Here is a 12,171-nt window from a genome sequence, read left to right on the forward strand (position 1 = left end):
GAACTGCGGTAGATGCCGGGGCCCACTGCGAGGGCGCCACGGCCGCCATACGGTCGCGCCAGCTCTGCGTCAGGCAGAGTTGGTTCGATCAGGTGACCTTTACAGGTCCCTTTATCGTACAGGCAAAGGCCTCATCTGCCCCTGTGATCGCAGCCGATGAGACCCCCGCCACCTACGATTGGTGTTTTTCTCCGTCGGTTCCCAGCCAACTGGCGAGCTTTCCGCCGTGGCCGACCGCGCGCAGCCGCCGCTCGGCCGCGTCCCGCACCGGGTCCGTCGCCACCACGAGCAGCTCGTCGCCGCGCCGCAGCACGGTCGTGGGCAGCGGCACAAACGATTCGCCGTCCCGCACGATCAACGTCACGGCCGATCCGGCGGGCAGGCGCAGCTCGGCCACCTCGACGCCGTGCATCCGTGAGCCCTCGGGGATGCCCACCGACAGCAGGTGGCCCTGCAGCCGCTCCAGCGGCGCGGACTCGATGCCGAGGTCGGCGGCCTCCGGGGAGCCGCCGATGTGCAGCAGTTTGGCCAGCCAGGGCAGTGTGGGGCCCTGGACGAGGGTGTAGACGACGACGAGCACGAAGACGATGTTGAAGATCCGCTGACTGTCCTCGACGCCGCTCACCATCGGGATCGTGGCCAGGATGATGGGCACGGCGCCGCGCAGCCCGGCCCAGGACAGCAGCGCCTTCTCCTGCCACGGCATGCGGAACGGCAGGAGGCTCAGCACGACCTCCAGGGGGCGCGCGACCATCGTCAGGACCAGGCCGATGACGATGGCCTGCCAGGTGTCGTCGAGCAGCTCGTGCGGGGTGACCAGCAGGCCGAGCAGGACGAACATGCCGATCTGGGCGAGCCAGCCGAGCCCCTCGGCGAAGCCGCGGGTGGCGGGCCAGTGGGGCAGCCTGGCGTTGCCGAGGACCATCGCGGCGAGGTAGACGGCGAGGAAGCCGCTGCCGTGCGCCATGGCGCCCGCGGCGTAGGCGGCGACGGCGATGGCCATGACGGCGATGGGGTAGAGGCCGGAGGCGGGCAGCGCCACGTGCCGCAGGCCGTAGGCGCCGAGCCAGCCGACCGCGATGCCGATCGTGGCGCCGATCGCCAGTTCCAGGGCGATCTTGCCGACCAGCAGGTACCAGTCATCGACCGGCCCCGCCGTGGAGAACGCCACGACGAGGATCACCACGGGGGCGTCGTTGAACCCCGACTCGGCCTCCAGGACGCCCGTGATGCGCGAGGGGAGCGGCACCTTCCGCAGTACGGAGAAGACCGCCGCCGCGTCCGTCGAGGAGACGACCGCGCCGATGATCAGCGCGGGCCGCCAGTCCAGCCCCACCAGGTAGTGCGCGCCGGCCGCCGTGACGCCCACGCTCACCGCGACCCCGAGGGTCGACAGCACGGCCGCGGCGGGCAGGGCGGGCCTGATCTCTTTCCACTTCGTGCCGAGGCCGCCCTCGGCGAGGATCACGACCAAGGCGGCATAGCCGATGACCTGCGTCAGCTCGGCGTTGTCGAAGTGGACGTCGCCGATGCCGTCCTGGCCCATGACGACGCCGATGCCGAGGTAGAGGAGCAGGCTGGGAAGCCCGCTGCGGGACGAGACGCGGACCGCCGCCACCGCGACGAGCAGGACGAGCGAGGAGACGAGCAGGAGCTGGTTGAGGTGGTGGACAGTCAGGGGCCGTTCCTTCCTCCGTGCGCGCACAAGCACTTCTTGCGAGCCAAGTACTTCGTTACCTTACCTAATTGTTAACGCCTTCTTGATGCTGTCGAACGCGCATACGATCTTCTGGGGTCCGGTTCCTGACTCCGCGTCCGGAGTCACGACGCCCTGCGCCTATGGTTGCTCCAGCGCTCCCAGAGCCGCCCATTCGACAGCACAGCCCGCCCTGCCGCTCGCGTAAGGACAGCAAGGACAGCGATGCCCTCCAACACCACCGCCTCTTCCGGTCATAAGTCCGGCAAGAAGAAGGGGCGCCGAGCCCGACTCGTCGTGATCGTCCTGGTCCTGGCCATGGTCGGAGGCATCGGCTTCGGCGCGTACTGGAGCATCAGCGCCGTGCGCTCCTCCTTCCCGCAGACCAAGGGAACGATCAAGCTCGACGGCCTCTCCGGCAACGTCGAGGTGAAGCGCGACGGGAACGGAATCCCGCAGATCTACGCCGAGTCCGACGCCGACCTGTTCATGGCACAGGGCTTCGTGCAGGCGCAGGACCGCTTCTGGGAGATGGACGTCCGCCGTCATATGACCTCCGGGCGGCTCTCCGAGATGTTCGGCAAGAGCCAGGTCAAGAACGATGAGTTCCTGCGCACGCTCGGCTGGCACCGGGTGGCGAAGAAGGAGTACGACTCCAAGCTCTCCCCGGAGACGAAGAAGTACCTCCAGGCCTACGCCAAGGGAGTCAACGCCTATCTCGACGGCAAGGACGGCAAGGACATCTCCGTCGAGTACGCGGCGCTCGGCTTCACCAACGATTACGAGCCGCAGAAGTGGACCCCGGTCGACTCCGTGGCCTGGCTCAAGGCCATGGCCTGGGACCTGCGCGGCAACATGCAGGACGAGATCGACCGCTCCTTGCTGACGAGCCGCCTCGGCCCCTCGCAGATCAAGGACCTGTACCCGGAGTACCCGTACAAGCGGAACAAGCCGATCGTGCGGGAAGGCGCGTACGACGGTCTCGGCAAGAAGTACGACCCCGAGGGCACCGGCACGCAGTCCGGCACCGGGGGGACCGGTACGGGTACCGGCACCGGCACGGGCGCCGGGACCGGCGGAACCGGTACGGGTACCGGCACCGGCGGCGCCGCGGGCTCTGGCGGCGGCACGGCGGGCTCCGGCCTCGCCGGTGGCGCCCAGGGCCCCGACGGCCTCCAGTCGCAGCTCTCGGGCCTCTCCGACGCCCTGGACGGGGTCCCCGCGATCCTCGGCCCGAACGGCAACGGCATCGGCTCGAACTCCTGGGTCGTCGCCGGCGAGCACACGATCACCGGCAAGCCGCTCCTGGCGAACGACCCGCACCTGGCGCCGCAGCTGCCCTCCGTCTGGTACCAGATGGGCCTGCACTGCCGTTCGGTCTCGGACAAGTGCCGCTACGACGTCTCGGGCTACACCTTCTCCGGCATGCCCGGTGTGGTCATCGGCCACAACCAGGACATCGCCTGGGGCATGACGAACCTCGGCGCCGACGTCACGGACCTGTACCTGGAGAAGTTCACCGGGGACGGGTACCAGTACGGCGACAAGGTGGTGCCGTTCACCACGCGTGACGAGACCATCAAGGTCGCCGGCGGCAAGGACAAGACCATCAGGGTCCGCGAGACCAACAACGGCCCGCTCATCTCCGACCGCGACGACGAGCTGGTCAAGGTCGGCAAGAAGGCCGGCGTCGACAGCGCCGCCCCCGACCGGGGCGACGGCTACGGAGTGGCGCTGCGCTGGACCGCGCTGACCCCCGGCCATTCCATGGACGCCGTCTTCGAGCTCAACAGGGCGACGGACTTCAAGGAGTTCCGCAAGGCGGCCGCCTCCTTCGAGGTGCCCTCGCAGAACCTGATCTACGCCGACACCAAGGGCAACATCGGCTACCAGGCGCCCGGCAAGATCCCCACCCGCGGGAAGGGCGACGGCTCGCTCCCGGCGCCCGGCTGGGACCCCGCGTACCGCTGGGACGGCTACATCCCGCAGGGCGCGCTGCCCTACGAGTACAACCCGAAGCGCGGCTACATCGTCACCGCCAACCAGGCCGTGATCGACGACGGCGACAAGGCGAAGTACCCGTACAAGCTCACCTCGGACTGGGGCTACGGAGCGCGCAGCCAGCGGATCGACGACCTCATCCAGTCGAAGATCAAGAACGGCGGCAAGGTCTCCACCGAGGACATGCGCCTCATGCAGATGGACAACAGCAGCGAGATCGCCAAGCTGCTGGTGCCCAAGCTGCTGAAGATCGACGTCAAGGACAAGTACGTCCGCGAGGCGCAGAAGCTCCTGGAGGGCTGGGACTACACCCAGGACGCCGACTCGGCGGCGGCCGCGTACTTCAACTCGGTCTGGCGCAACATCCTCAAGCTCGCCTTCGGCAACAAGCTCCCCAAGGAGCTGCGCGTCAAGGGCCAGTGCCTGAACGTCGAACCGGCCGGCAACACCGGCCCGGCCGACGAGGGCAAGAAGGTGCGCGAGTGCGGTGAGCGGGACGCGGACTCGGCGCAGCCGGACGGCGGCGACCGCTACTACGAGGTGATCCGCAAGATCATCGACGACCAGACCAACGACTGGTGGAAGACGCCGGCGACCCGCACCGACAGGGCGACCAAGACCCGCGACGGGTTGTTCGCGCGGGCCTTGGAGGACGCGCGCTGGGACCTGACGGCCAAGCTCGGCAAGGACGTCGACAGCTGGAGCTGGGGCCGTCTGCACCGCCTCACGCTGAAGAACCAGACGCTCGGCACCGAAGGCCCCGGCTGGCTGCAGTTCGTGCTCAACCGCGGGCCGTGGAACCTCGGCGGCGGTGAGGCCGCGGTGAACGCCACCGGCTGGAACGCGGCGGGCGGCTACGGCGTGGTCTGGGTGCCGTCGATGCGCATGGTGGTGAACCTCAAGGACCTCGACAAGTCCAAGTGGATCAACCTCACCGGTGCCTCGGGGCACGCGTACAACGCGCACTACACCGACCAGACCGACAAGTGGGCCAAGGGCGAACTGCTGCCGTGGGCCTACACCGACAAGGCGGTCGAGAAGAGCACGAGCGACAAGCTGGTCCTGCGCCCCTGACCGGGACCGGCACCCGCTGAAAAGGCCCTCCACGCGTGCGTGGAGGGCCTTTCGCGTGGCGCGTGGCGCGGCGGGGGCTCAGCGGAAGCGATGCACCCCCGAGGGCGTCACGGCGGCGCGCACCGGGTGGTCGTGGGCCTCGGCCGGGACGTGCGCGAGCACTTCGGAGTCGTACAGGAGCACCACGAGCGCGGGATCGGCGCCCGCGCGTTCCAGACGGGCCAGGACGCGGTCGTACGACCCGCCGCCACGCCCGAGACGCGTCCCGTGGCCGTCCACCGCGAGCCCCGGCAGCAGGACGGCGTCCGCCTCCAGGACGGCCGCCGGGCCGAGGCGGGCCCCGGCGGGTTCGAGCAGCTCGATCCTGCCCTGGTGCCGCACGCGCACGAGGGAGCCTGCGCCGTCGTACGCGGCCCAGTCCAGGTCGTTGTCCGCGAGCAGCACGGGCAGCAGGACCCGCGTCCCGCGCGCGTGCAGGGCGTCGAGCAGCACGCGCGTGCCGGGCTCGCTGCCCACGGAGACATACGCCGCGACCGTGTCCGCCCCCGCCAGCTCGGTCAGCTCCAGCGCGCGCTCCGCGAGAGCCACCGCCGCCCCGCGTACGCCATCTCCCGTCAACCCGCTTCTCACCGCGAGGAGGCCTCGCCGCAACGTCCGCTTGGTTGGCTGGCCGCAGGCCTCGGGTCCGCTCATGGATTACTCACAAATCCTTCCTGATGACGCATATGCCATCCAATTATCTGGATTCACAGATTCCGCACATAACCACCGGATATGGTGGGCCGCATGACTGAGTCTCACTCCCCCCGCCCCCGGATCACCAAGGCGGTCATCCCGGCGGCCGGCCTGGGCACGCGCTTCCTGCCCGCCACCAAGGCGACGCCCAAGGAGATGCTGCCGGTCGTCGACAAGCCGGCGATCCAGTACGTGGTCGAGGAGGCCGTGTCCGCGGGACTCGACGACGTCCTCATGATCACGGGCCGCAACAAGCGCCCCCTGGAGGACCACTTCGACCGCAACTACGAGCTGGAGTCGGCCCTCCTGAAGAAGGGCGACGAGGCGCGGCTGGCCAAGGTCCAGGAGTCCAGCGACCTCGCGACGATGCACTACGTCCGCCAGGGCGACCCCAGGGGACTCGGTCACGCCGTCCTGTGCGCGGCCCCGCACGTCGGCCGCGAGCCGTTCGCCGTCCTCCTCGGCGACGACCTCATCGACCCGCGCGACCCCCTGCTCGCCCGCATGGTCGAGGTCCAGGAGCGGCGCGGCGGCAGCGTCATCGCGCTCATGGAGGTGGCCCCGGAGCAGATCCACCTCTACGGCTGCGCCGCCGTCGAGGCCACCGAGGACGGCGACGTCGTCAAGGTCACCGATCTGGTCGAGAAGCCCGACACCGCCGACGCGCCCAGCAACTACGCGATCATCGGCCGGTATGTCCTGGACCCCAACATCTTCGACGTACTGCGCAAGACCGAGCCGGGCCGCGGCGGCGAGATCCAGCTCACCGACGCGCTCCAGCAGCTCGCCGCCGACGAGAAGGTGGGCGGCCCGGTGCACGGCGTCGTCTTCCAGGGCCGCCGCTATGACACCGGCGACCGGGGCGACTATCTGCGTGCCATTGTCAGACTCGCGTGCGAACGTGAAGATCTGGGTCCGGAGTTCCAGGCCTGGCTTCGCCGTTACGTCACCGAGGAGATGTAGCACTTGAGCAGCAGCACGACGACACCGAGCACCGGTCAGGACGCGCTCTGGTCGGTTCAGGAGCATCTGGACGACGTCCTCGCGACCGTCCGCCCGCTCGAACCGATCGAGCTCCAACTCCTCGACGCCCAGGGCTGCGTCCTCGTCGAGGACGTGACGGTGCCCGTCTCGCTGCCGCCCTTCGACAACAGCTCCATGGACGGGTACGCGGTGCGGGTCGCCGATGTCGCGGACGCCAGCGAGGAGTTCCCCGCCGTCCTGCACGTCATCGGCGACGTGGCCGCGGGCCCCGGCGAGCAGCCCACCGTCGGCGCGGGCCAGGCCGCCCGCATCATGACCGGCGCGCCCCTGCCCCCCGGCGCCGAGGCCGTCGTGCCCGTGGAGTGGACCGACGGAGGCCTCGGCGAGGGCCCCGTCACCGGGATGCGCGCCCACAGCGCCGCCCCCGAGGGCGCTTTCGGCGAGGTCCGCGTGCACCGCCCCGCCGAGGCACGCGCGCACGTCCGCGCGCGAGGCAGCGACGTCCGGGCGGGCGACCGCGCCCTGGACGCGGGCACGGTGCTCGGCCCGCCGCAGATCGCCCTGCTCGCCGCGATCGGCCGGGGCACGGTGCAGGTGCGCCCGCGCCCCCGCGTGGTCGTCATGTCCACCGGCAGCGAACTGGTCCAGCCCGGCGAGTCGCTGGCGGACGGTCAGATCTACGACTCCAACAGCTTCGCCCTCACCGCCGCCGCACGCGACGCGGGAGCCATCGCCTACCGCGTCGGCGCGGTCGCCGACGACGCCGAGACGCTGCGCTCCACCATCGAGGACCAGCTCATCCGCGCCGACCTCGTGGTCACCACGGGCGGCGTGAGCGTGGGCGCGTACGACGTCGTGAAGGAGGCCCTGACCTCCTTGGGCGACCCCGACGACGAGACCGGCATCGGGGCGGGCGGCGGCGTGGAGTTCCGCAAACTCGCCATGCAGCCGGGCAAGCCGCAGGGCTTTGGCACCATCGGCCCCGACCACACCCCCCTGCTCGCCCTGCCGGGCAACCCGGTGTCCTCGTACGTCTCGTTCGAGCTCTTCGTGCGCCCCGCGATCCGCACCCTGATGGGCCTGCCCGAAGTGCACCGGACGGCCACGCGCGCGAAGCTGACCGCCGACAAGGCGCTGCGCTCGCCCGAGGGGCGCCGTCAGTTCCTCCGGGGCAGGTACGACGCGCAGGCGGGCACCGTGCGCCCCGTCGGAGGCTCGGGCTCGCATCTGGTCGCCGCCCTCGCGCAGGCCGACGCGCTGATCGTCGTCCCCGAGGACACCACGTCGGTGGAGCCGGGCACGGACGTCGAGGTGGTCCTGCTCGGCTGAGAACACCGTGTGCGCGGTACCGTGTCGCGCACAACAGGCCCGGTGCGCCGCACCGCGCGGGGCCGGGACCGGGAGCGCCACAGCACATGACCGCGATTTCCCGGGGGGACACCCCCGGACCCTCTGAGCAGCAGCGACTGACCCACATCGACGAGGCGGGCGCGGCGCGCATGGTCGACGTGTCCGCGAAGGACGTCACCGCCCGCACCGCGCGTGCCAGCGGCCGCGTCCTGGTCTCGCCGCGCGTGATCGAGCTCCTGCGGGGCGAGGGAGTGCCCAAGGGCGACGCCCTCGCCACCGCCCGGATCGCGGGCATCATGGGCGCCAAGCGCACCCCTGACCTCATCCCGCTCTGCCACCCGCTGGCCGTCTCCGGGGTGAAGCTCGACCTCTCCGTGGCGGACGACGCCGTCGAGATCCTCGCCACGGTGAAGACGACGGACCGTACGGGCGTCGAGATGGAGGCCCTCACCGCGGTGAGCGTCGCGGCCCTCACGGTGGTCGACATGGTCAAGGCCGTGGACAAGGGCGCCGTCATCACGGACGTGCGCGTGGAGGAGAAGACCGGCGGCAAGTCCGGGGACTGGAGCCGTGCGGGAGCGGGCGCATGAGCGACGGGCAGGCACACCCGCCCTACCGGGCACTGGTCGTCACGGCCTCCAACCGCGCCGCCGCCGGCGTCTACGCCGACCGGGGCGGCCCGCTCCTCGTCGAGGGCCTGACCGCGCTCGGCTTCCGTGTCGAGGGCCCCCGGGTCGTGCCCGACGGCGATCCGGTCGAGCAGGCGCTGCGCGCGGGAGTCGCGGCCGGCCACGACGTCATCCTCACCACCGGCGGCACCGGCGTCTCGCCCACCGACCGCACCCCCGAGGCCACCCGCCGCGTCATCGACCACGAGGTGCCGGGCATCCCGGAGGCGATCCGCGCGTACGGCAGGGACAAGGTCCCGACGGCGGTGCTCTCCCGGGGCCTCGCCGGGGTCGCGGGCCGGACGCTCATCGTGAATCTGCCGGGCTCCACGGGCGGGGTGCGCGACGGCCTCGCCGTCCTGGAGCCGCTGCTTCGGCACGCCGTCGACCAGTTGCGCGGCGGCGACCACCCCGGCCCCGCTGGGGGTGCGAGCTGAACAGCCCCTCCTGGCCCGTCGAGCTGACGGACGGAGACATCACGCTCCGTCCGATAAAGATGCGCGACCAGCGTGCCTGGCGCGAGGTCAACCGGCGCAACCGCGACTGGCTGCGCCCCTGGGAGGCGACCATCCCGCCGCCCACGGCCGGCGGCCCGCTCGTGCACCGCCCCACCTACCGTCAGATGGTCCGCCACCTGCGCACCGAGGCGGGCGCCGGCCGGATGCTGCCGTTCGTCATCGAGTACCAGGGCCGCCTCGTGGGGCAGCTGACGGTCGCGGGCATCACCTGGGGCTCGATGTGCTCGGGCCATGTCGGCTACTGGGTCGACGAGTCCGTGGCCGGCCGCGGGGTCATGCCGACCGCCGTCGCCCTCGCCGTGGACCACTGCTTCCGGTCGGTCGGGCTGCACCGCATCGAGGTCTGCATTCGCCCCGAGAACACGCCGAGCCGGCGGGTCGTGGAGAAACTCGGTTTCCGCGACGAGGGGCTGCGGCCGCGCTATCTCCACATCGACGGGGCCTGGCGCGATCATCTCGTCTTCGCGCTCACCGCCGAGGAGGTGCCGGAAGGGCTGCTGTACCGCTGGCACCAGGCACGGCCTCGGAACACCGCCTAGCCGCTCCGGCCGCTCCACCTGATCCGGCTTGTTCCGTGGAGCCCACGGGTCGCCCTCAACCACACAAATGAAATACATGTTCGAAATTGATCGGTGCGGCCAATAATTTTCGCGTGCCGGACTGCCTGTTGATCGCATCAATCACAAAAAAAGTTCGAGATATCAGCCAGATCGTGCGACACACCGGCGCAATTGGCAGATGGCCTCAACGAAACCCCTCTACCGTGTGAGCGTGAGCAGCAGCGGCCTCATCTACGCAGTCATCGTCGGGGCCTGGGCCGCCTACTTGGTGCCGATGTGGCTCCGTAGGCAGGACGAGCTGAACGAAGCCCGTCCGACGGAACGCTTCAGCACCGCCATCCGGCTGCTGTCCGGACGGGCGGCCATGGAGCGCCGATACGCCAAGGACCTGCAAGCCCGCTCGCCCGAAGAAGGGGAGACGCGCGGCGACCCGGACCTCGTCACCGGCTCGGTGGACGTCCGGGCCTTCGCCGCGCCTCCGGAGGGCCGGGCGGAGCCCGAGGCGGACCGGGCGGAGCCTCCCGCGGCGCGGGCCGAGCCCCCGGCCCGGCAGCAGGCACGCCCGGAACCCGAGTCCGAGCACGAGCCCGGGCAGCCCCCGCGCACCCGCTCGTCGCCCGCCCGGCGCGCCGCCGCCGCGGAGGCCGCCGCGCGCGCCCGGCGCTCCAAGGTGCTCGCGCGCCGTCGGCGTACGACCGTGCTCCTCTTCCTCGCCTTCACGGCCGGCGCGATCGTCGCCGCGGTCGGCGGCCTCGCGTTCCTGTGGGCGCCCGCGGCACCGGCGGTGCTGCTGAGCGCCTACATCGTCTACCTGCGGGGCCAGGAGCGGCGACGCTTCACGTACACGATGGACCGGCGGCGGGCCGAGGCGGCGGCGCAGCGGCTGCGCGAGCGCCAGCCCCGGCGCGGGGCCACGAGCGCGGAGCCCGTCATGGCCGAGACGGCGGAGGGGCAGGACCCCGGGACGGAGACCGGCCTGTCCGCGCTGGCCGCCGGCCGCCGCGCCCTCGTCGAGCAGACCGACCACGCGGAGTGGGTCGACCAGCAGCGCGAGCGGCAGCGCGGGCCCGGACGCGGCGACAGCTGGGACCCGGTCCCGGTGCCGCTGCCGACGTACGTGACCGCGCCGGTCGCCCCGCGCGCCTCCAGCGGCGTCGACCTCGGCGCCCCCGACGCGTGGAGCTCGGCACGCTCCAGCACGGCCGAGCCGGCCGCCGACGAGCCGAGGCGGCCCGCCGGGGCAGCGGCCGCAGTCACCGGAGCCGCCGGGGAGACCGACGGCGTCGAGGGCGAGGAGACCGGGGGCGGGCGCAGCGACAAGCGCCGTGCCGCGTCCGCGCGACGGGCCCGCGAGCGGGGCCGCACGCCGCTGTTCGACCAGTACGAGGACGGGGACCGGCCCCGCGCCGCCAACGAGTGAGACACCGTGACGTCCGCCTGGGCTGACCAGCCAGGACCGGATTTCCGAGCACCCCGATCGGGATGCTAGAGTTTCACTCGTTGCAAGGGCCTGTGGCGCAGTCTGGTAGCGCACCTCGTTCGCATCGAGGGGGTCTGGGGTTCAAATCCCCACAGGTCCACTGCACATGAGATCCCGTCCAGTTCATCGAACTGGGCGGGATCTTTGCGTTGCCCCGAAGCCTAGAGCGCCTTCACGTAGCAGCGGCTCAAGTCGTCGAAGCGGTAGTGGCCGAACTTGGTGGGGGCCAGGGTGTAGCCGCTGGAGGTGTAGAGCGCTATCGCCTCCGGCTGCTTCGTGCCGGTCTCCAGGACCATGCGGGTGCGGCCCGCCGCCCTCGCGTCGTCCTCCAGGGCCGCCAGGATGCGGCGGGCCAGGCCGAGGCCGCGGGCCTGGGGTGTGACGTACATCCTCTTCAGCTCGGCGTCGCCGTCGTCGTAGCCCTCGCCGGACGCGTCCATCGCGCGCCAGCCGCCGGTGGCCAGCGGGGTGCCCCCGTCGTCGTACGCGATGAGGTACAGGCCGCGGGGCGGCTCGAACATCGTCGGGTCGAGGAAGGTGACGTCGCCGCCGTCGCCGTACCGCTGCGCGTATTCGAGCTGGACCCGGTCGTTCAGCTCGATCGCGTGGGGGTGCGCGAACGTGACCGCGCGCAGGTGGACGGCGGAGGTGGCCGGGGCCGAGTTCTGGATAGTCATTCGAGGCATCGTACTTCTATGCGGTGATGGATGGGCGTGAGTGAATCGGGGGTGGCTTCTGCTCCAGTGTGCCCGGGGGTGCAAGGGGTGCGGGAGGGCCGCCGTACGGGCGAAGTTCCCGTGCGTTCGGGTTGGTCACCGGCGGCAGGGCGGTGCGTGGGGGCCGGGCGGAGAACCCTTCTGGTTGTTCGGACACACCTCACGAAGGAGAAACCCATGCGTATCCGCACCGTGTTTGCCGCCCTCGCCCTGGCCGCCGCGGCCACCCTGGCCGGCGCCACCGCCGCGTCCGCGAACGATGGCTGGGACCAGGAAGTGGGCGACACGGTCGTGATCACCTCGATCCACTTCGGTGACATGAACAGCTGACGCCGGACCGCGGTGCTTTCGGCGCCCGGAGGTGAGGCCGAGGCCGTCACCCCCGGGCG

Annotated in this window: 11 protein-coding genes and 1 tRNA gene; 9 read left to right on the top strand and 3 right to left on the bottom strand. The window is 71.1% G+C overall.

From position 1 onward, the window contains the following. Positions 1 to 172 precede the first annotated feature (172 nt). Positions 173 to 1,705, bottom strand: coding sequence for a potassium/proton antiporter (locus ACZ5GP_RS17155; RefSeq protein WP_468751616.1), 1,533 nt, complete (start codon positions 1,703 to 1,705; stop codon positions 173 to 175). Between the two features lie 216 nt (positions 1,706 to 1,921). Here ACZ5GP_RS17155 and ACZ5GP_RS17160 point away from each other — a divergent pair, with 216 nt between their 5' ends. Next, on the top strand, positions 1,922 to 4,771 hold the full coding sequence (locus ACZ5GP_RS17160; RefSeq protein WP_468751617.1) for a penicillin acylase family protein: 2,850 nt from the start codon (positions 1,922 to 1,924) through the stop codon (positions 4,769 to 4,771). A 78-nt stretch (positions 4,772 to 4,849) separates the two neighbouring features. Here ACZ5GP_RS17160 and ACZ5GP_RS17165 read toward each other — a convergent pair whose 3' ends face one another. Further along, a complete protein-coding gene (locus ACZ5GP_RS17165) occupies positions 4,850 to 5,464 on the bottom strand; it encodes a 5-formyltetrahydrofolate cyclo-ligase (protein WP_468751618.1) in 615 nt (204 codons plus the stop codon). A 93-nt stretch (positions 5,465 to 5,557) separates the two neighbouring features. Here ACZ5GP_RS17165 and galU point away from each other — a divergent pair, with 93 nt between their 5' ends. From galU to ACZ5GP_RS17200, 7 genes are all read left to right on the top strand, one after another. Further along, on the top strand, positions 5,558 to 6,469 hold the full coding sequence (galU, locus tag ACZ5GP_RS17170; protein ID WP_361077858.1) for a UTP--glucose-1-phosphate uridylyltransferase GalU: 912 nt from the start codon (positions 5,558 to 5,560) through the stop codon (positions 6,467 to 6,469). Positions 6,470 to 6,472: 3 nt separating this feature from the next. Further along, on the top strand, positions 6,473 to 7,819 hold the full coding sequence (gene glp / locus ACZ5GP_RS17175; RefSeq protein WP_468751619.1) for a molybdotransferase-like divisome protein Glp: 1,347 nt from the start codon (positions 6,473 to 6,475) through the stop codon (positions 7,817 to 7,819). An 86-nt stretch (positions 7,820 to 7,905) separates the two neighbouring features. Next, the gene (moaC, locus tag ACZ5GP_RS17180) at positions 7,906 to 8,430 is read left to right on the top strand and encodes a cyclic pyranopterin monophosphate synthase MoaC (protein ID WP_468751620.1); all 525 of its coding nucleotides are present in this window, start codon (positions 7,906 to 7,908) and stop codon (positions 8,428 to 8,430) included. Further along, positions 8,427 to 8,945, top strand: a complete 519-nt coding sequence (locus ACZ5GP_RS17185) for a MogA/MoaB family molybdenum cofactor biosynthesis protein (protein ID WP_468751621.1) — start codon at positions 8,427 to 8,429, stop codon at positions 8,943 to 8,945. The genes moaC and ACZ5GP_RS17185 overlap by 4 nt, the downstream gene beginning before the upstream one ends. Next, positions 8,942 to 9,565 carry a GNAT family N-acetyltransferase gene (locus ACZ5GP_RS17190; protein ID WP_468751782.1) on the top strand — a complete coding sequence of 208 codons (624 nt, stop codon included), beginning with the start codon at positions 8,942 to 8,944 and terminating at the stop codon, positions 9,563 to 9,565. The genes ACZ5GP_RS17185 and ACZ5GP_RS17190 overlap by 4 nt, the downstream gene beginning before the upstream one ends. 232 nt (positions 9,566 to 9,797) lie before the next feature. Beyond that, on the top strand, positions 9,798 to 11,006 hold the full coding sequence (sepX, locus tag ACZ5GP_RS17195) for a divisome protein SepX/GlpR (RefSeq protein WP_468751622.1): 1,209 nt from the start codon (positions 9,798 to 9,800) through the stop codon (positions 11,004 to 11,006). A gap of 86 nt (positions 11,007 to 11,092) precedes the next feature. Continuing rightward, positions 11,093 to 11,166, top strand: a tRNA-Ala gene (locus tag ACZ5GP_RS17200). A gap of 61 nt (positions 11,167 to 11,227) precedes the next feature. Here the strand turns inward: ACZ5GP_RS17200 and ACZ5GP_RS17205 are convergent. Continuing rightward, positions 11,228 to 11,743, bottom strand: a complete 516-nt coding sequence (locus tag ACZ5GP_RS17205; RefSeq protein ID WP_468751623.1) for a GNAT family N-acetyltransferase — start codon at positions 11,741 to 11,743, stop codon at positions 11,228 to 11,230. Positions 11,744 to 11,959: 216 nt separating this feature from the next. Between ACZ5GP_RS17205 and ACZ5GP_RS17210 the strand changes: the two genes are divergently transcribed. Next, entirely contained in the window at positions 11,960 to 12,112 is a 153-nt protein-coding gene (locus ACZ5GP_RS17210) for a hypothetical protein (RefSeq protein WP_358698986.1), read from the top strand. Positions 12,113 to 12,171: the final 59 nt, after the last annotated feature.

The organism is Streptomyces sp. NPDC031466 (genome assembly GCF_055581265.1).